This window comes from Umezawaea sp. NPDC059074 (genome assembly GCF_042738955.1).
Classification (GTDB): domain Bacteria; phylum Actinomycetota; class Actinomycetes; order Mycobacteriales; family Pseudonocardiaceae; genus Umezawaea.
Genome location: NZ_JBHYHC010000148.1, coordinates 1 through 21,905 on the forward strand (window position 1 = coordinate 1; position 21,905 = coordinate 21,905).

Below are 21,905 nucleotides of genomic sequence, written 5' to 3' on the forward strand. Positions count from 1 at the left end.
CGTCCGCGGCTTGGTGGGCGTGGACAGCGCGAGGTCGGGCCAGCTGAGCGGGTAGAGCCACGGCAGCGCCCGCTGCGTCGTGCGGGCGCCGGGCCGGAAACCGCCGACTCGGCCTGCCTGGAACGGCACCAGCGACGACTGTCCCAACCGGACGTACGCGCGGCCGGGCGTCGACTTGGAGATCGACGCGGCGTCCGGTCCGTTCAGCACGTCCTGGCTCTCGCTGGAGTCCGTGACGCGCAAGGCGATCCGCAGGTTCGTGTTGGCGCGGATCTCCGGCGAGACGACACCGCCCGGCCGCTGCGTGGCGAGCACGAGGTGGATGCCGAGCGACCGGCCGCGCTGCGCGATGTTGACCAGGCCCGTCACGAAGTCGGGCAGGTCGCGGACCATCGAGGCGAACTCGTCGATCACGATCAGCAGCCGCGGCATCTGCGGCAGCGCCGGATCGCGGTCGAGCAGCAGCACGTAGTCGTCGATGTCCTTCGCGCCCGCGTCGGCCAGGATGTGCTCGCGCCGCTTCAGCTCAGCGGACAACGAGGTCAGCGCCCGGCTCACGAGGTGCGTGTCGAGGTCGGTCACCATGCCGACGGTGTGCGGCAGGGACACGCAGTCCTTGAACGCGCTGCCGCCTTTGTAGTCGACGAGCACGAACGTCATGGCGTCCGGCCGGTTCGCGACCGCGAGCGAGGCCACCAGCGTTTGCAGCAACTCGGACTTGCCGGAACCGGTGGTGCCCGCGACCAGCGCGTGCGGCCCGTCCCGCTTGAGGTCGAGCGCGAACGCGCCGTCCAGCGACTCGCCCAGCACCGCGGTGGTCGTGCGGCCACCGCTCGTCCAGCGCGCGGCGACCCCGTCCGCGGTCGGGGGTTCGAGCGACAGCACGTCGAGCAGGCGGCTCGAGTTCGGCAGCGCGCCCGCGTCCTCCTTGCCGCCGACATCGCGCACCGGCGCCAGTGCTCGGGACACCGTCCGGCACCACTCGTACGGCACGAGGTCCGGCCGCACGTCCGGCACGGGCGCGAACCTGTTGCGACCGACGCGAACCCGCCCGTCCGGCTGTTCGACCACGACCGCCTGGCACTCTTCCGGCAGCAGCCTCTCCTCGCTGTCGACGCAGATCGCGTACACGCCGACGGCCGGGCCGTCCCGCAGGATCTGCGGAATGCCCGGCAGCGACCGCAGCCTGCGCGACCCGTCGAGCACGACAAGAACGTCGCGTTGCGCGGACTTCGCCCCCGCGCGGGACGAGATGAGCTGGCTCAGCTCGGCGATGCGGCGGGCGACCGTCGTCGCGTTCGTGCCGACGGTGGCCATGGTGTCCTCGCCGACGCGCGGCGCCAGGTGCGGCAGCCAACGGGTCCACGCCCACTGCGCCTCGCCCTGCGGCCCGGTCAGCAGGTAGAGCTGGAGGTCCTCCGGGCTGTGCAGCGCGGCGGCCTGCGCCACCAGCCACCGCGCCACCACGTAGGCGACCTGCCCACCGGCGACACCGAGAACCCCGTGCTCCCGCAGGGGAATCGTCACCGGGACGTCGAACGCGTCCCAGCGGACCTCGCGCTTGTGCTCGTCCTGCTCGGGGTCGCGCAGCACGACCTCGGAGGGCAGGTCCGCGGTCCCCGCGCGGAGTTCCAGGTAGTCCGGGTCCGACCGGCGCCGTTCCCACAGCCTGCGGCGCGGGCCGGTCGCGGTCAGCAGCACGTCGGCGGGATCGGGGAAGTTGTACCGGCGCGCGGTGCGCTCCAGCACCAGCGCTTCACGCGCGGCGGCGTCGATCCGCTCCTTCTTGGACTCGTACGCGGCGAGCTGCTCGCGGTAGGAGACCTGGCCCTGGCGCTTGTTGCTGATCTGGTTGCCGATGATGATCAACGGCGACAGCAGCGCGAACAGCAGCGTCAACGGGTTGCCGGTGAACACGAACATCGCGCCGGACATCACCACCGGTGACGCGGCGGCGATCAGCGGCAGCGCCCGGCGTTCCGGTGGCTTCGGCTTGCCCGGCAACTGGAACTGCGTGACGCGCGGCGGTGGCAGCAGGCGTGGCGGCCGGTTGTAGTCGAGCCCCGTGCCGTCCTCGGAGGGTTGCAGCGCGGCGTCCGGCGGCACCGGTCGCGACACCGACAGCAGCACCCGGCCGATGGCCAGCTGGGCGGTGAACGGCCACGGCGTCGGCCCGGTGACCTCGTCGCGTTCGAGCAGGATCCGCTGCTTGGAGACCGGGACGAGCTCGCACCGACCGTCCGGGAACAGCCTCAGGCGCGCGCTCACCGGTGGATCGGCCGGTTCACCGGCGATGCGCACGCGGCAGGCGTTCGCCGTCCCGATCAGGTGCTCGCCGATGTCGAGCCGGTGCACGGCGCCCGCGCCGGGCCCGCTGACCACCCGCACCTCCACCAGGCCGCGCTCCTCGACGCCGACGGCGGCGACCGGTCGGTCCAGGCCGACCACGGACCCCTGCCGCACCGGCGAGTCGCGCAGGGTGAGCTGCGGGTCCAGCGGTGCGCCGGCGACGTAGAGCACCGGCCTCCTGCCACCGCGGGCGAGCACGTGGGACAGCTCGCCGACCGTGCTGTCCGGTTCGGCGTCGAGCACGTGGTCGGTGACGGTGGCCGCGGTGTCCACCGTGGTCAGAACGAAGCGCATGGCGAATCCCTCGGGCGGGGCGGGTTGACGGGAACGACAAGGGCCACGTGGCCAGAACTCGCCACGTGGCCCTTAGTGACCTACCTCAACGCTGGAGGGCGTTGGCGGTCTGGGAGTCGGTGTCCTCGAAGGCGGTGCCGACCTGCTCCAGGTACTGGCTGATGCCTTCCATGCCCTGCAACGTCTGGTCGACGCTCGTCTTGTACTCCTCGAAGTACGGACCGAACTTCGCCTGCGCCTGCGGCGTGTTGTAGCCGCCCTGGATCAGCGCGTCGATCTTGCTCTTGGCCTGCGTCATGCCGTCCAGCAGCGTCTGCATGTTCTGCTTCAGCCAACCGGCGGACTCCTGGATGTCCTCGCTGACGACGTGGTAAGTGGCCATTGTGGTTCTCCCTCAAGGATTTTCGTGAGCCTGTTCCGTTGCAGTGGAGACACGAGCCCGCGCCGGAAACGGTTCACGGGGATCGAGCGTGTCCTGGGTCACTCCACCGTGGACGTCTCAAGTGGACCCCGCTCGATCGCGGGTCGGCGATCACCCTCCGCGGCAGAGGGCCGCCGCGGCTGAGAGGGTGAGGGGCGAGACGCCTCGGCGACAGATGTGACGCACGTCACCTTGAGACGGTTCAACGGTCGAGCCCGGTCGAGGGGTTTCCCGACCGCAAACGCGACCACCTCGACAGAAGGGGAAGACGTGCGGGACGGCTACGACCAGTTCGTCGCCGATCGTCTCGATCGGCTCTTGCGCTACGCCACGGCCATCACCTGCGACAAGCACCTCGCGCAGGACATCGTGCAGGACGTGCTCGTGCGCGCCCGGTCCCGGTGGGGCCGGATCGGCGCCATGGACGCGCCGTACCTCTACGTGCGCAGGATGGTGACCAACGACTACCTGTCGTGGCGCCGCCTGCGCGCCCGCCGTGACGTCACCTCGACGCACGCCGCGCTCGAACAGCTCTCCCCCACCGTGGCCGACCCCGCCGAGCGGCACGCCGAACGGGACGCCATGCGCGCCCGGATCGCCGTCCTCCCGCGCAAGCAGCGGGCCGCGATCGTCCTGCGCTACTACGAGGACGCCACCACCGCCGAGATCGGCCAGGTGCTCGGCTGCTCGGAGGGAACCGTGCGCAGCCACCTCTCGCGAGCCCTGCACACGTTGCGCGTCAACGAGACCAGCCCGTCGGAGGTGCTGCGATGACCGAGCAGGAAGCCCTCATCCGCGAGGCCGTCGCCGCCGAGGCCGCCGAGGCGGTCGACTCCCGGACGGTGCTGGCCGCGCTGCACGGCAAGCGGTCCGGCCGCCGTCCGCTGGCCCTGCTCGCGGTCGTCGGCGCGACGGTCGCCGCCGTGGTCGCGGCCGTGGTCCTGACCACGCCCTCCGCACCCCGCACCGCGCCACTGGAAGCGGCCACGCCCGCCGAACCCCGCACCGTCCTGGTGGCGGGCGTGGACGACCAGGGCTTCGCCGACTCCGTGGTGCTCGCCCGCGTCGGCGTGAACGGCACGATCAACGCGGTCTCGCTCCCCCGCGACTCGTGGGTGGACGTGCCCGGCCGCGGCATGGCCAAGCTCAGCACCGCGGGCGGACCGGAGGACCTCGTGCGCGCGGTCGAGGCCGTCACGGGCCAGCGCGTGGACCACTACGCGACCGTCGACATGGCCGCCGTGGCCGCGGTCAGCACGGCCGTGGGCGGCGTGGACGTCTGCCTCACGGCCCCGGCGAAGGACGAGTTCTCCGGCGTGGACCTGCCCGCGGGCAGGTCGACCCTCTCCGGCGACCAGGCGCTGGCGTTCCTCCGCCAACGCCACGGCCTGACCAACGGCGACCTGGACCGCGTCCTCCGCCAGCAGGCGTTCCTGCGCTCGCTGGCGACCAAGGTCCTCGACCCCGCCGTCCTGCACGACCAGGCCAAGGTCACCGCCGTGCTCGACGCGGTCAAGTCCGGCGTCCACACCGACCCGACCTGGAACCTGCTCGCGTTCGTGTCCGACCTGGTCCCGAACGCGGCCGTCCACACCCTCACGATCCCCCACGGCGAGCAGACCGAGACCCCGTCCGGCATGGCGCTCGCCGTCGACCCGACCGAGGTCCGCACGTTCGTCTCCGGCTTCCTGTCCGACACCCCACCCCCATCCGGCCCACCACCGGCCGACTGCGCGAACTAGCCGAGGAGCCTCGGGGTGGTCACGACCGCCCCGAGGCATCAGTCGGATTCGAGGATCTCGGCCAGTCGGAGGGTGTCCGCGAGGTAGCGCTCGTAGGGGAACCCGGCGGCGACGAGTCCGGCGCGGAACTCGTCGTAGAGCGGTTTCCCGGTGGTGTGGAAGGCTTTTCGGCCGGCGTCCGTGAGCGTGACCAGGCGGCGGCGTGCGTGGTCGGGGTCGACGACGACCTGCACCAGGCCGTCCTCCTCCAAGGGGCGCAGGGCGCGGCTGATCGCCGGGTCCGACACCGACAGCGCTTGCGCCAAGCGGTGCTGCGTCGTCGGTTCGATGTCCTCCAGCGTGCCGAGCAGCCGTATCTGGCTGTAGGTCAGGCCGTCCCGGTCGTCGGTGCGCCGCCGGGCCGCTTCGCCCAGCAGCATGACCACGCGGTGCAGCAGGTCTGCGAGTCCGTCGTCCACATCTCCAGCCTAACAGAGTGTTGACTGGTTAATGTTAACCATGCAAGACTCAACCCATGAACTCCTTCGCTTACCTCGCCCAATCAGCGTTTCCCCTGGTCTGGATCCTGGTCCCGGCCCTCGGCGCCTACCTGCGGGGCCGCCGCGCCACTTCCGCCCAGGAGCGGCTGGAGATCTGGCAGCGCTGGTGGGCCATCGGCGCCTTCGGCATCGGCAGCCTGTGGATGACGGTCGCGTTCCTGGCCTTCCCGGACGTGATGGCCACCGCCATCGGCTTCCCCCGGACGCCGTTCCTCTTCGAGATCGCCTTCGCCAACCTCGGACTGGCCGTCATGGGCTTCCGCGCCGCCTCGGCGTCGGCCCGCGAGCGCATCACGATCGGCCTCGGCGCGGGCATGTTCCTGTGGGGAGCGCTCGTCGGCCACGTCTACCAGTGGTTCGCGAACGGCGACCACGCCCCCGGCAACACCGGCGGCGTCCTCGTCAACGACCTGCTGATCCCCGCAGTCATGATCGTCCTCGCCGTGCGGTCCCAGCGCCTGGCCGCCGCCGCGCCCCAGCCCGTCGCGGCCTGAGCCCGCCATGGAAACCGACCAAGCACGAGCGGTCGCCGCCGACCGGCTCACCACGTTCGTCGACGCGGTGATCGCGATCGCCCTCACCCTGCTGGCACTGGAACTCCCCGTCCCCACCGGCGACACCACCGACGCCGTGCTGAGCTCGGCGCTGACCCACGGCACCGAGTACCTGGCCTTCGCGCTCAGCTTCACGGTCATCGCCGCCCACTGGCGCGCCCACCACGAGATCTTCCGCCACGTCGACTCGCTGAGCCCCCGCCTGACCAGCCTCACCCTGGTGTGGCTGTTCATGCAGGTCCTCATGCCCTTCGCCACCCGCGTGCTCACCGCCGACAGCGCCTTCCCACCGCGGTTCGGCTTCTACGCGCTCGTGCAGGTCCTCGCGTCCACGTCGTTCGCGCTCATCGTCCGCGAGATCCGCCGCGAACACCTGCACCGCACGGCCCTCGCACCCCCGGAGTTCGCCCAGAGCCAGGTGCGCAGCATCTGCCTGGCCGCTGTTTTCGCCCTGTCCATCCCCGTCTCGTTCCTGACCACCGGCACCGGCGCGTACCTGTGCTGGCTCGCGGCACCGCTCGTGCTCGCCGCCGCCCGGCGGGCTCACCGACCTCAGGAGTCGTAGAGGTCCTTCTCGCTCAGCACCGCGCGGCCCGCGTCGGAGCGGCCGAGGCGGGACGCCGAGCCGAACATCGGGCCACGGGCGCGCTGGAGCCCGGCGAAGCGCCCGAACCCCAGCGGCTTGGGCACGTCGTCGTAGACGGCTTCCATCCCGCCCTTGACCGAGTACGTCTCGTGCCAGAAACCGGTGCCGCCGGAGTTCTTCAGGAACTCCAGCCACCACTGGCGGTGCGGCTCGGACCGGGCGAAGTCGAGCAACGACGGGAGGTCCCGCCAGTACTGCCGCATCCCCATGTTCATCGGGAAGATCGAGTAGTACACGGGTTCGTGCAGCAGCAGTCCGTCGGGCTGGTCGGCGACGGACTGGCCGATCTTCCGGCCGAAGCTGAAGAAGGTCCGGATCCCGTACAGGTGGTTCACCCTCATGCCCAGGTACAGGACGATGAGGTCCGGGTAGGCGGTCAGGTCGACGGTCTGCCGACTCACGGGGGTGGGCATCGAACGCTCCTCGGTGCGGATCGGGAGGTCGTGGTCGTTCGTTCGACCCGACTTCGGTCCCGGCGAACCCCAAGGTACGAACGCGCACTGGACGAACAGTGAACGGCGATCGTGAGCCAGTGGACGGCCACTGACCCGGAAACGGGCGTGTTGACCGGCGGCGGAGTTGGCGGAGAATGGTCGCCCATGGACTCCCCCTGGCTCCTGGCCGGCCTGCCGTTCGCCCTCGGCGTCGTCATGTTCGGATTGGGCCTCGGCCTGACGGCGGCCGACTTCCGGTTGGTGGGCAGGCACCCGAAGGCGGTCGTGGTCTCGCTGCTGTGCCAGCTCGTGCTGCTGCCGGTCCTCTGCTTCGCGCTGGTGCTCGCGTTCCGGCTGCCGCCGGAGGCGGCGGTCGGGATGATGCTGCTCGCGGCGTCGCCGGGCGGGCCGACGGCGAACCTGTTCAGCCACCTGTTCGGCGGGCACGTCGCGCTGAACGTGACGCTCACCGCGATCAACTCGGTGCTGGTCGTGGTGACCATGCCGATCGTGGTGAACCTGTCCGCCGGGTACTTCCTGTCCGACGACGCCGAGGTCGGTCTGCCGTTCGGCAAGGTGGTGCAGGTCTTCACGATCGTGCTCGTGCCGGTCGCGGCCGGGATGCTCGTACGCGTCCGAGCGCCCGAACTCGCGCGGTGGCTCACCCGGCCAGTGCGGGTGCTGTCCGTCGTGGTCCTGGTCGTGGCCATCGCCGCCGTGCTCTACGGGGCACGCGACGACTTGGCCGACTACTTCGTCGCGATAGGACCCGCCGTGCTGGCGTTCAACCTCGTGAGCCTGCTGATCGGCTACGGCGTGCCGCGCCTCGCGGGCGTCGACCACCGCGCGGCCACCGCGTCCGGGTTCGAGATCGGCATCCACAACACCGCGTTCGCCATCACGATCGCACTGAGCCCGGCGCTGCTGAACAACGCGGGCATGGCGATCCCCGGCACGGTGTACGGCATCGTGATGTTCTTCACGGCGGCCGGGTTCGGCAGGCTGGTCACGCGGCGGTCCGGTGTGGACGCCCGCACGCCCGCCGCCCTCCCGTGACCCCGCGCTTGGTGGTCCTCGGCGCGGTCCGGGTGTGGCGCGACGGCGTCGAACTCGACGCCGGGCCACGCCAGCAGGCGTACCTGCTGGCCCTGCTCCTGGCCCGCGTCGGCCGCCCGGTCACGACGAGCGAGCTGATCGACCTGGTGTGGGGCGACGAGGTCCCCACCAGCGCGCTCAACATCATCCACAAGTACGTCGGCGCGCTGCGGCGGCTGCTCGAACCCCTGAACCCCGCGCGGGGCTCGGGCTCGTACCTCCAGCGGCGCGGCAACGCCTACCTGTTCACCGCGGGCCCCGACGTGCTGGACCTGGTCGCGTTCCGGGACCTCGTCGACGCCGCCGAGCAGGCCGTGGCGCGGCGGCACCCCGAGGAGGCGCTCGACCACTACGTCGAGGCGCTCGGCCTGTGGCAGGGCCCCGCGGGCGACGGGTTCACCCACGGGACGGCCGCGATGGCGGTCTTCTCCGCCCTCGACGACGAGTTCCACGCCGCCTGCGAGGCCGCCGCCGACCTGGCCCTGTCGCTGCGGCGGCCGGAGCGGGTGCTCCCGGCGGTGCGGCTGGCGGCGAGGATGGCCCCGTTCCGGGAATCCGTCCAGGCGGCCCTCGTCTCACTGCTCGGAGCCACCGGACGGCAGGCCGAGGCGCTGTCGACGTTCCGCGAGCTCCGGGACCGTCTGGCCGACGACCTCGGCATCGACCCCGGCCCGGCGTTGCAGGACGCCTACCTGCGGGTGCTCACGCAGACCCCGGCGTTCGAGGCGGGCACGGACGTCGGCCCGCCGACACCGGGTCCGGCCGGTCTGGTCGGGCGGACCGAGGAACTCGCCGTGCTGCGGCACGCCGTGGAGGCGGCGTTCGCGGGCCGCACCGGGCTCGGGGTCGTCGAAGGCGAACCGGGCGTCGGCAAGACCCGCCTCCTCCAGGAAGTCGCCGCGGACGCGCACCACCGCGGCGCGCTCGTCGTGTGGACCACCTGCCTGGAGGGTGACGGCGCGCCGTCGATGTGGCCGTGGGAGCAAGCGCTGACCACGATCCTCGACAGCCTGCCCGTGCCCGTGCGGGAGAAGTGGCTGGGCGGCGAACTCGGCGGTCTGCTCGAAGCGCGGGACGACCGCGGCGAGCAACCGGCGTCCGGCGGCCGGGCCCAGTTCCGGCTGTTCGAGGAGGTCGTCACCGTCGTCGGCCACGCCGCGCGGCAACGGCCCGTGCTGCTCGTCGTCGACGACCTCCACTGGGCCGACGCCGCGTCGCTCCAGCTGTTCGGGCACCTGGCGGCCCGGCAGCCCGCGGGGACGGCGGTCATGGGCGCGCTGCGCGACCGCGCCCCCGTGCCCGGCTCCGACCTGTCCCGCGTCCTGGCCGCCGTGGGCCGCCTGCCGGGTCACCGCCGGGTCCGGCTCGGCTCGCTCAGCCTGACCGAGGTGGTCGAGCTGATCCGCCGCGAAACCGGCGACGAACCCGGCGCGGACGTCGCCCGCACCATCCACGCCCGCACGTCGGGCAACCCGTTCTTCGTCCGCGAGCTGTCCCGGCTGCTCGGCGACGCGTCGGCCCCGGCGGGCGGCGTGCCGTCCACCGTGCGCGACGTCGTCCGCGACCGGTTGGCCGACCTGGACGACGACGCCCGCGACGTGCTGCGGATCGCCGCGCTCATCGGCCGCGACGTCGACCTCGGCCTGCTCGCCCACGCCGCGGGCGTCGAGGTCGCCGACTGCCTCGACCACCTCGAACCGCTGCGGGCCCGCGGTCTGCTCGAACCGACGGCGGCGGACCCGTTCGCGGTGCGCTTCTCGCACGACCTGGTCCGCGAGTCGATCACCGGGACGACGGCGCAGCGCCAGGCGATGCGGCTGCACCTGCGCATCGCCGACGCGCTCGAGGAACGGCACGCGGACGACGAGTCCGTCATCGAACGCCTCGCCTACCACCTCCAAGCCGCCGGTCCGCTCGCCGACCTGGTGCGGACCGCGGAGGCGTTGAAGCGCGCGGGCCGTCGCGCGGCGACCAAGCTCGCATTCGCCTCCGCCGACCGGCACCTCCAGGCCGCCGCCCAGATGGCCCGCACGGCCGGGCTGCCGGAGTTGGAGCTCTCCGCCCTCTCCCTGCTCGCCATCGCCCCGCGCAGGCAGGCCGGGTACGGCGGGACCACGTTCGACCTGCTGGAACGGGCGGAACTCCTGGCCCGCCGACTCGGTCGGGACGTGGAGGCCGCCGGTCTCCTGTTCGCCCGCCTGTTCGGGGCGTACACCTTCCTGGAGTGGGACCGCGAACGCCTGGTGCGCCGCCTGCACGACCAGGGCGAGGCGTCCGCCGACCCGGTCCTGCGGGTGTACGGCAGGCAGGCGTGGGGCCTGCACCAGTGGGACGTCGGCAACATCGGCGAGGCGTACCGGTGCTTCGAGGGCAACAACCCCGCCGTCCTCGACGGCGTCGTCTCCTCGCACAGCGAGACCCCGATCCGGCGGGACGTCTCCGGCGAGTGGCCCGGCTGGCGGGCCGTCGTGACCGCGTTGCACGGCGACGTCGACAGGGCCGGGACCATGATCGACGAGTGGAACGGCCCCGAGGACCCGTACGCGGTCGCGACCTGGGCGTACTACACCACCATCATCGCCGCCACGGCCGGTGACGCGCCCTGGGTGATCCGCACGGTCGACCGGTGGATCGCCGTCGGCACAGGCCGCGCCGCCGTCCAGCAGGAGCACTACGTCCGGCTGAACTGGTACTGGGCCCAGGCACTCACCGGCGACGACCCGGCCGGGACCGCGGCGGAGGCCGAACGCCTCCTGACCGCGACCCTCGTCGACCCGCCGAGATGGGGCATCGCGTTCCACAGTGGACTGATCGCCGACATGTGGCTGGCCGCGGGCAGGACCGACGAGGCCGCCGTCGCCCTCGACCGGGCGGACCAGGCGTTGGAGGCCAACGGCCAGCGCTACGCCGAAGGCCTCGTCCGCCTGCTCCGCGCCCGCCTGCTGCACGCGTGCGGCGAGCCCACCACCGTCGTGCGAGCCGCCGTGGAGGAAGCCGTCACCTGGTCCACCCGCCACGAGGCCCACCTCTTCGCCCAGCGCGCACGGGACTTCCTGGCCACGCTCCCCTAGCGCGCGGCGCGCTCGACGAGGCCGACCACCGCACTGGGCTGCGAGATCATCGCGACGTGCGAAGCGGCGACCTCGACCGTGTGCGCACCGGCCCGCCGTGCCACAAACCGTTGCGCGGCGGCGGGGAACACGTTGTCGTCACGGGCGACGAGGTAGAAGGAGGGAATGGTCTTCCACGCCGGAACACCGGACGGCTCCCCCAACGCGCGCACGTCGACCGACCGCTGGCCGACCGCCATCAGCGCGGCGGCCGCCCTGGGCACGTCACCGGCGAACACCTCGCGGAACACCTCCTTCCGGAGGTAGGCGTCGACGCTCTGCCCGTTGGGCCGGAACTCCAACGCGGTCTCGTCGACCTTGCTACCGGGGTACTTCGTCTGCAAGCCCTGCAACGACTCCCCCTGGTCGGGCGCGAACGCCGCCACGTAGACCAACGCCTTGACGTTCGCGTTGCCGACAGCGGCGTTCGTGATCACGTTGCCACCGTAGGAATGCGCGACGAGGACGAGCGGACCTCCCAACGTGGCAAGGACATTCGCCAGGTAACCGGCGTCGGCCGCCACACCGCGCAACGGGTTCGCCGGTGCGATGACCGGATACCCAGCCCGCAGCAACCGAGCGGCGACAGCGTTCCACCCGGACGCGTCGGCGAACGCACCGTGCACCAGCACAACCGTGGGCTTCACCCCGCCCTCAGGCCTGGCCTGCGCCACCGGCGCTCCAACAACAACACCAGCCGCGACCACGGCGGACCCGGCCAGCAGACTTCGACGAGAGGTGGTCATGACGCGCCCCAAGCTGTTTCTCGACAGTGAACGCGCCCAGTGTGAAACCGACCAGTTGACACCCACTGAACCCACACTTCCGTCCCCGTCCACAGCGCCGACCTACCGTGGCGGAACCACGACCTTGGCCGGTTCCGCCCCGCCCCTGTCCTTCCCTTCGCGGTAGGTGGGCGCACCGTTCTACTGGTACACCTCCACCTCGTACAGGCGCGTCACGGCGTTGCCGCTCTGCTCCCCCGTCACCACGTCGATCCGCACGTAACGCCCCGACACCGACACCGCTTGCGTGGTCACGTTCGCCGTGTTGCCCCGCACCTGGGCCGCTGTCGTCCACGTCCCGCCGTCGTCGGACACCCGCACGTCGAAGTCCCGCGTGTTCCACGCCGTGGACTCGCCGCCCGCGCCCGCGTGGCGGACCACCACGGATCCCAGTGCGAGCTTGCTGCCCAGGTCCACCTGGAGGTACTTCGTCGTCGCCGAGGAGCAGAACTTGTCCGACGAGCCGCCCGACGCGCTGCCGTTCACGGCCTTGTCGGCGGTCTCGTTGCCGTTGCACGGCGTCGATCCCGTCGCCGGCCTGCCCAGCGCCAGGTTCGTCGGTGTGGCGATGTCGAACGACGGGGGCGCGTCGGCCGGGGCACTGCCCCACGTCGTGTCGGGGGTCGTGCCGAGGGTGAACGACAGGGTGCCTCCGTTGGTGGCGAAGGATTCCGGGAGCCACGGCTTGGTCGTGGTGACGCCGTTGACCGAGAGGCCCTGGACGTAGGTCGCCGGGGCGTTGGGGGCGTCGAGGGTCAGGGTGACGCCGTTGGCGCGGTGCACGACGATCCGCGGGAACAACGGGCTCGCGACGAGCAGTTCGGCGCGGCCGGGGGCCAGCGGGTACAGGCCCATCGCGGACCAGACGTACCACGACGACATGGCCCCCAGGTCGTCCTGGCCCGGAATGCCGCCCGGCGTCGCCGACCACAGGGTGTTCACCACCTGGCGCACGGTCTGCTGGGTCTTGTACGGGCTGCCGGCGAAGTCGTAGAGCCACGGCGCGCCAATGGACGGCTCGTTGTTCATCTCCGCCTTGAGCCCGCCCGCTCCCGTCAACGCCCACGTCCCGTCGGTGCGGTGGAAGAACGTGTCCAGCCGGGTGGTCGCCGCGGCGTTGCCGCCCATCTTGTCGAGCAGCCCGCGCACGTTGTGCGGCACCATCCACGTGTACTGCGCCGCGCTGCCCTCGGCGAACCCGTTGCTGCTCGCCGGATCGAACGAGGGCCACGTGCCGTTGTCGTTGCGGTCCTGGGCATAACCGCCGTTGGCCGGGTTGTAGACGTTCTTCCAGTACTGGGCACGGGCGAGGAACTCGTCGCGGGTCGTGTTCTGCCCCAGCCGTGCGGCCAGCTGCGAGATGCCGAAGTCGGCGACGGAGTCCTCCAGGGTCTCCCCCGCCCCGCCCCACGCGTTGCCGTTGGCCGGGATGTAGTGCTTGGACAGCCATTTGTCCAACGAGGGCCGCTCGCCGACCACCATGACGTTCCACCCGTCACGGCTGAGGTCCGCGCTCGTGACCGTTGTTGCGGCGCGCACCATCGACGCCAGTGCGCCCTGCGCGTCGAAAGCCGTGCCACCGAAGGCGTGGATGCTCGGCACGGCCGCGTGCGCGGGATCGCCGGTCATCACGTGGGTGCCGCCCGCGGCGTGCGTCCACCGGTCCCACACGCCGTTGTTCTGGTTGGCCTGGTTCAGCAACGACTGGGCGATGTCGCTCCCGACGTCGGGCCGCACCAGGGTGAGCAGCTGCAACTGGCTGCGGTAGGCGTCCCAGCCGGAGAAGTTGGCGTACTGCGCCCGTTGGCCGCCGGACACGGTGTGCACGGCCTGGTCCATGCCGGTGTACTGGCCGTTGGTGTCGCTGAACACGTTGGGGTGCAACAGGGAGTGGTAGAGGGCGGTGTAGAAGGTGGTCTGCTGCGCGGTGGTGCCGCCGGTGATCTCGACGCGCTGGAGCTCGGTGTTCCACGCGGCACGGGCGGCCTGACGAACGGCGTCGAAGCTCGTTCCGGCGGGGTTCTCGGCCGCCAGGTTGGCCTGGGCGTTGGCCTGGCTCACGAAGGAGATGCCGACCCGCATGGTGACCGTCTGCCCGGCGGCGAAGGTGACGTAACCGCCCGAGCCCCGTCCGGCGACCGGGTACCCGTTGGTCCCGTAGGTGGTGCCGCCGGACGCGCTGGTGGTGCCGGGCCGCAGCGTGCCGTCCTGCCACGTGCCGGTGCTGGTGAACGGCTGGTCGAACACGGCGTGGAAGTGCAGGGTGTAGTAGCTGCGCCTGCCGATCGCGTTGATGTAGCCGCAGAAGTTGCCGCTGGTCACCGAGCCGGAGATGGTGCGGTTGGCGACGTCGACCGTGGTCTGCGCGGCACTGCTGCCCACCTCCGAGTTCGACGTCCGCACGAGCAGCGACGCGGTCTTGCCCGCCGGGTAGGTCCAGCGCGCGGAGGCGGTGCGGGCGGTCGCGGTGAGTTCCGCGCCGATCCCGGAGGCCAGTCCGACCTGGTACTGGCCCGCGGTTCCGCTCTCGTCGGCGTGGGCGAAGTCGCTGGCGTACTTCGCGTCCGTGGTGTCGGAACTGGGCGAGGTGTCCACCGCGCCGGCGTGCGGGAGGAACGGGATGTCGCCGTAGCCGCCCGCGCACCCGGTGCCGGACATGTGCGTCAGCGCGAAACCCCTGACGCGCGTGGCGTCGTAGCGGTAGCCGCCGGGCGCCGCGGCACGGGTCTGGTCGCCGCGCGTGTTCTCCGGGCTGAACTGCACCATCCCGAACGGGGTGGTCGCGCCGGGGAACGTCTCGCCGTGGTTGCTGCTCCCGATCAGGGTGTTCACCAGGCCCGCGGGATCGGCGACGGCCGCGGCGGCCCGCGCGGGCGGGCTCACGACCACCGCGATCAGCAGGGCCCCGACTCCGAGGGCTGACAACGTTGTCTTCAGCATAGGGCGACGCATGGTGCCTCCACGACCTGCAGGGACGGGGCTCCCCCTGTCTAGGCTCGCCGCGGTGGCACGACCAGTGCCGAAATTTCGCCCATTGGACCGCCCGCCCCTCGGCGTTACAGTGCGCGGCCTCAGGCCCACTGCCAGCCGATGCCCAGCACCCCGGAGTCGACGGACGAGGCGAGCAGGTGGACCGCGTGGTGCGCGTTGAGGTGGAGTTCACCGGTCGTGTGCTGCTCGTCCTCCAGGTCCTGCTGCGCGAAGGCGTAGCAGCGCACCGGCACCGCGCGCGGGTCGAACCGCGCCTGCACGAGGAACTGCTGGGTGGGGTTGCGGAACCCGTAGGCGAACTCGGTCGACACCCCCGCGGTGGGGTCGACCAGCTCGCTCTCGAAGACCCACGTCTCCCCGGCCCGCAGCACGTGGTCGAACACCAGCTCGTAGACCAGCCCCGGCGCGCTGGGGTGCGGCACGAACCTGCCCGGACGGCAATTGGCCAGCCCCCGCGCGACCACCAGACCCGGTACGCAGGACGGGTTTCCGTAGTACCGCACCACGTACCGGTCCACGCCGTCGCGCACGGCGCGGACCAGGAGCTGCGACCACAGGGACGTGCCGCACCGCTCGGCGTCGACCGTGATCCGGTGCTGGACGCTGATCACCTCCACGTCCTGGTTGTGCGACGACAGCAGGCCGTCGAGCAGATCGGCGACCGGCGCGATGTCCGCGCAGCGCACGGCGGGCGACCTCGTCGCGAGGCGCACCAGCGACTCCGGCCGGACGCCGAGGACGCGTTCCAGTTCGCGCACGGCGTTCAGGGACGCCGGGGTCTCCGGGCGGCTGTGCCCGTTCTGCCAGTTGCTCAGGCTCGACAGGCCGACCGAGACGCCCCGCTGCGCCAGGTGGAACCGCAGGCGTTCGAGGGTGAGACCGCGTTCCCGGATGGCCGCGCGGAGAGCCACGTGGAACAGCCCGCCGCCGGTCCACGCCCCCCGCGCCGGGTCGCCCGCTCCGCCCATGCCGTCACCTGAGACCGTTCTCGACACCTGATGACCAGGTCCGATCGTAACCGCGGGCGCGGGCGGCGGCGCTCGTCGACAGGACAGAAAAAGCGGTCATCGTTGACCCGGCCGGTTCACGCGCGGAACAGTTCCCCGTGGCCGCCCCGGTTCCGGAGGAACGATGCGACGACACCCCTGCCTGGTCCTGTCCACCATCCTGTCCACGCTCGGTCTGGCGCTGCTGCCGCCGAGCACGGCGAGCGCCGCGGCGGGCGGTGACCTGGCCTACGTCGCGATCGGCAGCTCCTTCGCCGCCGGTCCCGGCATCCCCTCGGTCCAGCCCTCGTCACCGGCCGGGTGCGCGCGGTCGACGAACAACTACGCCAGCGTGCTGTCCCGTGACCTCGGCGCGGCGCTGGTCGACGCGAGTTGCAGCGGCGCCACCACGGCCAACGTGCTCACGACGTCGCAGGCCGGTCAACCGCCGCAGGCGGACCTGGTCACCGCGACCACCCGGCTGGTGACCGTCACCATCGGCGGCAACGACGTCAACTACCTGGGCAGCCTGGGCGCCTACTCCTGCCAGGACAGCGGGAGTTCCGGGTGCGGCACGGTGGACACCGCCGCGATCGACCGGGCTTTCGGCGAGCTGCCGGGGCGGTTGCGGGCAGTGGTCGAGCGCGTCCGGGAAAGGGCTCCGCAGGCCACCGTCCTGCTGGTCAACTACTTCACCATCCTCCCCGATTCGGCCGTCTGCACCGGGGTTCCGCTCACCAGCGGACACCTGGCGTACGAGCTGGGCATCGCCTCCCGGCTGGCCGCCGCCACGAGCGACGCCGCGACCGCGACCGGGGCTCACGTGGTCGACCTGGCCTCCGCGAGCCACGGCCACGACGCCTGCGCGGCCGACCCGTGGGTCGAGAAGTACGTCGTGGCTTCGGGGAAGTCCAGCTACCACCCCAACGCCACGGGGATGCGGGCGGCCGCTCACCTGGTCGAGAGCACGCTGGACGACCTCGCGATCACCTCGACCGGTCCCGTCCGGTCCGCATTCCCCGGCAAGTGCGTGGTGGCGCCCGCGGCCGTCGAGGGCACCGCGATCGAGTTGACCGACTGCGCCGACTCGGCCAACCAGCGGTGGACGCGGGTGACGGCCGCGCCGGAGGGCACCCTGCGCGCGCTCGGCGGCTGCCTCGACGTCAAGAGCAGCGGCACGGCCAACCGCACGGCGGTGCACTGGTGGACCTGCAACGGAACCGGCGCGCAGCGGTGGGTCCCCGACGCGCGGGGAGGCCTGGTGAACCCGCAGTCGGGCCGGTGCCTCGACCTGCCGGGAGGCGCGAGCGCGAACGGGACCCGTCTCCAGATCTACGACTGCAACGGCACGGCCGCGCAGCGGTGGACCACGGCGGGGTGACCCGGTCCGCTCGACGTCACCACCAGAGCGCCCAGGCCAGGACCGCCGCCCCCAGGAGCAGCACCGGCAGCGACACCTTGGCCCACAACGGAAAGCGGGACTTCTCGCGCGACGAGCCCACCGGGTGGACGAACTCGGTGGGCGCCGCCGACACGGGTCGTGGGGGCGCGGTGCCGTCGTCCACGACGTCGGCCACGATGACCGTCACGTTGTCCGGCCCTCCCCCGGCCAGCGCGAGCGCGATCAGCGTGTCGGCGCACGTCTCCACGTCGTTGCCGCGCATGGCCTCCGCGATGGCGTCGAACTCGACCACGTCGGACAACCCGTCGGAGCACAGCAGGAACCGGTCGCCCGCCTGCGCCAACCGGACGTGCATCGTCGGCTTGACGTTCGACTCGCCCGTGAGCACCTGCAACACGATCGACCGGCGCGGGTGCGTCTTGGCCTGCTCCGGCGTGATGTGGCCCGCGTCCACCAGGAACTGCACGAAGCTGTCGTCCTTGGTCACCTGCGTCAGTTCGCCGTTGCGCAGCAGGTACGTCCGCGAGTCGCCGATGTTCAACGACGCCACCCACTCGCCACCGAACAGCAGCGCGGTCAACGTCGTGCCCATGGACCCCAACGCGGGGTTCGCCGCGGTCAACTCGGTGATGGCGGCGTTGCCGGACTCGACGGCGGTCCGCAACCGCTCCACCGGATCCCCGCGCAACCCGTGGTCGTCCAGAGACGCCAACGCACCGATCACAACCCGACTGGCCACCTCCCCAGCCGCGTGCCCACCCATGCCGTCCGCGACCGCCACCAACCGCGCGCCCGCGTACAGCGAGTCCTCGTTGTTCTGACGCACCAGACCGGGATCACTGCGCGCGGCGTAGTTGAGCACGAGAGCCATCCCGTCAGCCTAACGAAGTGCCCGGCCGAGCAGCCGCAAGCACTCCTCAGGACCCGGTGGCGCGTTGGCGGGCGCGGTACGCGGCCGCGTGGGTGCGGTTGCCGCAGGCGGTCGAGCTGCAGTAGCGGCGGGAGCCGTTGCGGGAGAGGTCCACGAAGACGTTCGTGCAGCCTTCCGCGGAGCACGCGCGCATCCGGTCGTGGCCGCCGTTGGCGATGAGGGTCAGGAGGGCCGCGGAGGTGGTGGCGGCGACCCGGTCGGCGATGGTCGCGCCCGGTGGCGCGTAGTGCCAGTGCCAGTGGCCGTCGTGGTCGGTGAGCTGGGGTTGGGCGTGCAGGTCGGCGAGCGTCCGGTTGAGGAGGTGGACCACCTCGCTCTCGGCGGTGCCGGCGAAGGCTCGGCGCAAGGTGTCGCGGTGGGCGCGCAGGCAGGCGAGGTCGGCCGTCGAGGGTGTTGTGGGCACGACCCAGCCGTTGTGCCTGAGCAGGTCCGCCGCGAGGTCGGCGTCGTGCTGGTCGGTGTTGACGAGGTCGACGGCCGTGAGGACGGCACGACCGTCATAAGCACCTATGTTCACTTGACTCCTGACGCCGTGCACTCCTACCGTCATGACCATCGGCGATTTTACTACTGACGCGGAGGCGCGGATGACCGCCACGGTCCGGCTACCGGTGCACTGCGACTGCGAGGTCCTGCCGCCGCCCGCACTGGTCCAGGAGTTCGTCCCGGTTCACGAGGTGGTGCTCGGCGAGCGGACGGAGTTGCGGGACGGCACGCTCACCGTCGCCCGGCACACGGACATCGCCGTCCCGCTCGTGGTCGACGTCGTGGTCGACGTCATCGCTCCCGGCGAACGCGACGTGCGCACCGACACGGTCCTCGACGTGGTGCCGCTGGCGGTCAAGACCGAGGGCGGCATCGGTGAGGGCGTGACGCGGCTGGCCACCGGCGTGGTGCTCGTGGTGACCGGGGTGGACGCGGACGGCACGCAACTCGGCGAGGCGGGCAACTCGGCCGGGGTGCTGTCGGAGCGGATGGCGGACGCCGCCCTCGGAACGCCCGATCCCGGCGACTGGATCATCCGGATCGCGGTCACGATCGAGGCTGGACGCCGGATGGAACGGCCGGGCCCCGCGGCGGCGCACCGGGCCGCGGACGTCGTCGCGGACCACCTGCGACGTGCCCTGCGCGACGCCCCGCCCTCCGCCGTCACCGACCGCCGCACGCTCGAGGAGCCGTCGGGATCAGGCCCCCGCGTCGCGCTGGTGAAGCTGGTCATGGGCCAGGGCGCGATGCACGAGAACCTGGTGTTCCCCGCCGAGCCGGGCGGGGTGCGCGGCGCGGTCTCCCTGATCGACCTCGGCAACCTGCCGCAGCAGCTCCGGGTGAACGAGGTGCGGGACGGCGCGCTGCACTCCCTGTGCTGCGTCGGCCCGTCCAGCAAGGAGACCACCCTGCACTACTACCGCGACCCGCTCGTCGCCGCTCTCGCCGACGACGCGGACCTGCGGCTGACCGGCGTCATAGTGGTGGGCAGCCCCGCGCAGGAGGCGGACAAGCGCTTCGTCGCGCGGCGGGTCGGCGCGATGGTCGCCGCCGCGGGCGTGGACGGCGTGGTCGTGGCCACCGAGGGGTTCGGCAACAACCACATCGACTTCGCCGCCGAGATCGAGGAGATCGCGAAGTACGGGACCCCGACCGTCGGCGTCTGCTGGTCGGCCGCCCGCGGTCTGGTGTCCGGCAACGAGTACCTGTACGCGCTGGTCGAGACGAACAAGGCCGCGGCAGGCCAGGAGTCCGACGTGCTCGGCGAGAACACCGCCGACGCCCAGGACGCGCGCCGGGCGATCGCCATGCTGAAGACGCTGCTGTTCGGCACGGACACCCTCCCCGCTCCCCTCTCGTGGGACCAGGAAGTGCTGCACGGCAACCAAAAGCTCGTCGAGGAGGCCGCCGCGGACAACAACGGTCGACCGACGCTGACCGCGGGGATCCGCAGCGAGGTCCCCGTCTCCGCCACCGCCCCGACCCCGCTCGCCACCCTGGGACAGCCGCTTTCCACGGCCGTGGTCGCGCTGGTGTCGTCCGCGGGCGCGCACACCGTCGGCGACGAGCCGTTCCGCCCGTACGCCGACTACACCCTGCGCGAGATCCCCGCGACGACGACCGACGACGACCTCACGTTCGCCTCGGGCAGCTACGACAACAGCGACGTCAACACCGACCCCAACTGCCTGTTCCCCCTGGCCCGGCTCCGCGAACTGGCCGACGACGGCGTGCTCGGCGGCGTGAGCCCGGCCCACTTCGCCATGCAGGGCGGTGGCACGGAGATCGACCTCGTGAAGAACCGCACCGGCCCGGAACTCGTCCGGCGGCTCCAGGAGTCCGGCGTGGACGCCGTCGTGCTGATCGGCGCGTGCGGCAGCTGCCACCGCTCCGCCGTGGTCCTGCAACGCCTGGTCGAACAGGCGGGCATCCCCACGGTCATCATCGCCTCGCTCCCCGCCGTGGCCGCCCAACTCGGCGCACCCCGGATCGCGGCGACCGACACCCCGATGGGCGCGGCGCTCGGCGCACCCCACGACACCGCCCAGCAACGACGAATCCTCACGGCGGCACTGGACCTGCTGGTGCACGCGACCGAAGCCGGAGCGGTCGAGCACCTCCCGGAGCGGTACCGGAGCTGACCGCACGGACGTCCCGCCCGTCAGGACTGCCGGACAGCGTCCCAGCCGTCACTCCCACAGCCGAACGGCCTGCGCGCGGAGATCCACGCATCGAGATCACGAATAGCGGGCCGTCCCCAGCGTGTAGCGAGGTGGGGCGGCACGGCGATCTCACGGTCGATGACGATCGGACCGGGGAGTGCTGTGGTGGACGGGAAACGGTCGCGGCGCGGGGTGGTGTCGGTCGCGGTCGGGGTCGTGCTGAGCGTGGTGAGCATGGCGTTGCCCTCCTTCGACTCGCTGTGGGACGCGCTGGGGGTGGCGCGCGATCTCCGCGCCGGTCAGAGCACCGGGCTGGCGATCATGTTCCTGTGCCTGGGTTTCCTCGTGGCGCTGTACTTCCAGCAGCAGGAGTTCAAGGCCGAGGTGGAGCGGACGCTGAGAGCGGAGGCGACGCGGCTGGCGGCGGGACTGCCGACGTTCGGCGTGATCAGGAGGCAGACCGGCGACGAGGCCATGACGACGTTGGCCGCCGTGGTGGCGACGGCACGGATGGTGGCGAACACGCGGATATCGTCGGCGAACTCGGAGGTGGCCACGCGTCACGGCGTCTCCTCGCCGTGGGACCTGGCGCTCCGCGAGGCGCTCACCAGGGGCCTGACCTACCGCGAGGTGATCAGCCCGAACCACGCCGACCTCGCCCGCGATCGGAAAGCGGAGATCGCGGGGTCCCCCGGCGTCTACGAGGCCGTGGTGGTGCGCCACCACCCGTCGCCGTTCCTGAACTTCATCGTCATCGAACAGCACGACGGCACCAAGGAGGTCTGGTTCGGCTGGCTCGCCTCCCGAACCAGCGGCTTCGACGGCCCGGTCATCCGAACCGGAGAAACCCACCTGGTCACCCTGTTCGAACGCTGGCACACCGAACTCCTCGGCTCGGGCACCCCGGTCCGCTGACCGAGTCGACCCGGTCGACGCCGGGGTGATCACGCCGAAGCCCCTGGAGCCGGAGCCGAGCCT

18 protein-coding genes are annotated in these 21,905 nt (G+C 71.7%); 9 read left to right on the plus strand and 9 right to left on the minus strand.

Annotated elements, in window-relative coordinates; genetic code table 11:
• Together ACFWW9_RS39385 and ACFWW9_RS39390 are read right to left on the minus strand one after the other, a co-directional pair.
• On the minus strand, positions 1 to 2,643 hold a 2,643-nt coding region (locus tag ACFWW9_RS39385), incomplete at its 3' end, for an FtsK/SpoIIIE domain-containing protein (protein WP_390387686.1).
• Between the two features lie 85 nt (positions 2,644 to 2,728).
• Entirely contained in the window at positions 2,729 to 3,025 is a 297-nt protein-coding gene (locus ACFWW9_RS39390; RefSeq protein WP_390387687.1) for a WXG100 family type VII secretion target, read from the minus strand.
• Positions 3,026 to 3,334: 309 nt separating this feature from the next.
• On the opposite strand from ACFWW9_RS39390, the gene ACFWW9_RS39395 reads away from it, so the two are divergent.
• On the plus strand, positions 3,335 to 3,838 hold the full coding sequence (locus ACFWW9_RS39395; RefSeq protein WP_390387688.1) for a SigE family RNA polymerase sigma factor: 504 nt from the start codon (positions 3,335 to 3,337) through the stop codon (positions 3,836 to 3,838).
• Positions 3,835 to 4,806, plus strand: coding sequence for an LCP family protein (locus tag ACFWW9_RS39400; RefSeq protein WP_390387690.1), 972 nt, complete (start codon positions 3,835 to 3,837; stop codon positions 4,804 to 4,806). The genes ACFWW9_RS39395 and ACFWW9_RS39400 overlap by 4 nt, the downstream gene beginning before the upstream one ends.
• Before the next feature lie 38 nt (positions 4,807 to 4,844).
• On the opposite strand, the gene ACFWW9_RS39405 is transcribed toward ACFWW9_RS39400, so the two are convergent.
• A complete protein-coding gene (locus ACFWW9_RS39405; protein WP_390387691.1) occupies positions 4,845 to 5,264 on the minus strand; it encodes a MarR family winged helix-turn-helix transcriptional regulator in 420 nt (139 codons plus the stop codon).
• Positions 5,265 to 5,320: 56 nt separating this feature from the next.
• On the opposite strand from ACFWW9_RS39405, the gene ACFWW9_RS39410 reads away from it, so the two are divergent.
• Positions 5,321 to 5,839 (plus strand): DUF6790 family protein, encoded by a 519-nt coding sequence (locus ACFWW9_RS39410; protein WP_390387692.1) that lies wholly within the window; start codon positions 5,321 to 5,323, stop codon positions 5,837 to 5,839.
• A 7-nt stretch (positions 5,840 to 5,846) separates the two neighbouring features.
• Positions 5,847 to 6,464 carry a TMEM175 family protein gene (locus ACFWW9_RS39415; RefSeq protein WP_390387694.1) on the plus strand — a complete coding sequence of 206 codons (618 nt, stop codon included), beginning with the start codon at positions 5,847 to 5,849 and terminating at the stop codon, positions 6,462 to 6,464.
• On the opposite strand, the gene ACFWW9_RS39420 is transcribed toward ACFWW9_RS39415, so the two are convergent.
• Positions 6,452 to 6,958 (minus strand): monooxygenase family protein, encoded by a 507-nt coding sequence (locus tag ACFWW9_RS39420; RefSeq protein ID WP_390387696.1) that lies wholly within the window; start codon positions 6,956 to 6,958, stop codon positions 6,452 to 6,454. The two genes, ACFWW9_RS39415 and ACFWW9_RS39420, sit on opposite strands and share 13 nt — an antisense overlap.
• Positions 6,959 to 7,144: 186 nt before the next feature.
• Here ACFWW9_RS39420 and ACFWW9_RS39425 point away from each other — a divergent pair, with 186 nt between their 5' ends.
• Entirely contained in the window at positions 7,145 to 8,035 is an 891-nt protein-coding gene (locus ACFWW9_RS39425) for a bile acid:sodium symporter family protein (RefSeq protein WP_390387697.1), read from the plus strand.
• Positions 8,032 to 11,145, plus strand: coding sequence for an ATP-binding protein (locus ACFWW9_RS39430; protein ID WP_390387699.1), 3,114 nt, complete (start codon positions 8,032 to 8,034; stop codon positions 11,143 to 11,145). Before ACFWW9_RS39425 ends, ACFWW9_RS39430 begins: the two co-directional genes overlap by 4 nt.
• On the opposite strand, the gene ACFWW9_RS39435 is transcribed toward ACFWW9_RS39430, so the two are convergent.
• The 3 genes from ACFWW9_RS39435 to ACFWW9_RS39445 form a co-directional block, all read right to left on the minus strand.
• On the minus strand, positions 11,142 to 11,930 hold the full coding sequence (locus ACFWW9_RS39435) for an alpha/beta fold hydrolase (RefSeq protein WP_390387701.1): 789 nt from the start codon (positions 11,928 to 11,930) through the stop codon (positions 11,142 to 11,144). The genes ACFWW9_RS39430 and ACFWW9_RS39435 overlap by 4 nt on opposite strands.
• 180 nt (positions 11,931 to 12,110) lie before the next feature.
• Entirely contained in the window at positions 12,111 to 14,894 is a 2,784-nt protein-coding gene (locus ACFWW9_RS39440; protein ID WP_390387702.1) for a GH92 family glycosyl hydrolase, read from the minus strand.
• 146 nt (positions 14,895 to 15,040) lie between these two features.
• Entirely contained in the window at positions 15,041 to 15,928 is an 888-nt protein-coding gene (locus tag ACFWW9_RS39445; RefSeq protein WP_390387703.1) for a multiprotein-bridging factor 1 family protein, read from the minus strand.
• A gap of 163 nt (positions 15,929 to 16,091) precedes the next feature.
• Between ACFWW9_RS39445 and ACFWW9_RS39450 the strand changes: the two genes are divergently transcribed.
• A complete protein-coding gene (locus ACFWW9_RS39450) occupies positions 16,092 to 17,327 on the plus strand; it encodes a GDSL-type esterase/lipase family protein (protein WP_390387705.1) in 1,236 nt (411 codons plus the stop codon).
• 16 nt (positions 17,328 to 17,343) lie between these two features.
• Here the strand turns inward: ACFWW9_RS39450 and ACFWW9_RS39455 are convergent, their stop codons facing one another.
• On the minus strand, positions 17,344 to 18,219 hold the full coding sequence (locus ACFWW9_RS39455; RefSeq protein ID WP_390387707.1) for a PP2C family protein-serine/threonine phosphatase: 876 nt from the start codon (positions 18,217 to 18,219) through the stop codon (positions 17,344 to 17,346).
• Between the two features lie 46 nt (positions 18,220 to 18,265).
• A complete protein-coding gene (locus ACFWW9_RS39460) occupies positions 18,266 to 18,796 on the minus strand; it encodes a CGNR zinc finger domain-containing protein (RefSeq protein ID WP_390387709.1) in 531 nt (176 codons plus the stop codon).
• A 31-nt stretch (positions 18,797 to 18,827) separates the two neighbouring features.
• On the opposite strand from ACFWW9_RS39460, the gene ACFWW9_RS39465 reads away from it, so the two are divergent.
• Together ACFWW9_RS39465 and ACFWW9_RS39470 are read left to right on the plus strand one after the other, a co-directional pair.
• The gene (locus tag ACFWW9_RS39465; protein WP_390387711.1) at positions 18,828 to 20,906 is read left to right on the plus strand and encodes a glycine/betaine/sarcosine/D-proline family reductase selenoprotein B; all 2,079 of its coding nucleotides are present in this window, start codon (positions 18,828 to 18,830) and stop codon (positions 20,904 to 20,906) included.
• A gap of 186 nt (positions 20,907 to 21,092) precedes the next feature.
• Positions 21,093 to 21,842 (plus strand): hypothetical protein, encoded by a 750-nt coding sequence (locus tag ACFWW9_RS39470; RefSeq protein WP_390387712.1) that lies wholly within the window; start codon positions 21,093 to 21,095, stop codon positions 21,840 to 21,842.
• The last annotated feature ends 63 nt before the right edge of the window (positions 21,843 to 21,905 follow it).

Excerpts from the sequence above, each read along its gene's own strand:
- ACFWW9_RS39390 (WP_390387687.1), bottom strand. The coding sequence starts at position 3,025 with ATGGCCACTTACCACGTCGTCAGCGAGGACATCCAGGAGTCCGCCGGT.
- ACFWW9_RS39400 (WP_390387690.1), top strand. The coding sequence starts at position 3,835 with ATGACCGAGCAGGAAGCCCTCATCCGCGAGGCCGTCGCCGCCGAGGCC.
- ACFWW9_RS39410 (WP_390387692.1), top strand. The coding sequence starts at position 5,321 with ATGAACTCCTTCGCTTACCTCGCCCAATCAGCGTTTCCCCTGGTCTGG.
- ACFWW9_RS39415 (WP_390387694.1), top strand. The coding sequence starts at position 5,847 with ATGGAAACCGACCAAGCACGAGCGGTCGCCGCCGACCGGCTCACCACG.
- ACFWW9_RS39420 (WP_390387696.1), bottom strand. The coding sequence starts at position 6,958 with ATGCCCACCCCCGTGAGTCGGCAGACCGTCGACCTGACCGCCTACCCG.
- ACFWW9_RS39425 (WP_390387697.1), top strand. The coding sequence starts at position 7,145 with ATGGACTCCCCCTGGCTCCTGGCCGGCCTGCCGTTCGCCCTCGGCGTC.
- ACFWW9_RS39435 (WP_390387701.1), bottom strand. The coding sequence starts at position 11,930 with ATGACCACCTCTCGTCGAAGTCTGCTGGCCGGGTCCGCCGTGGTCGCG.
- ACFWW9_RS39445 (WP_390387703.1), bottom strand. The coding sequence starts at position 15,928 with ATGGGCGGAGCGGGCGACCCGGCGCGGGGGGCGTGGACCGGCGGCGGG.
- ACFWW9_RS39450 (WP_390387705.1), top strand. The coding sequence starts at position 16,092 with ATGCGACGACACCCCTGCCTGGTCCTGTCCACCATCCTGTCCACGCTC.
- ACFWW9_RS39455 (WP_390387707.1), bottom strand. The coding sequence starts at position 18,219 with ATGGCTCTCGTGCTCAACTACGCCGCGCGCAGTGATCCCGGTCTGGTG.
- ACFWW9_RS39465 (WP_390387711.1), top strand. The coding sequence starts at position 18,828 with ATGACCATCGGCGATTTTACTACTGACGCGGAGGCGCGGATGACCGCC.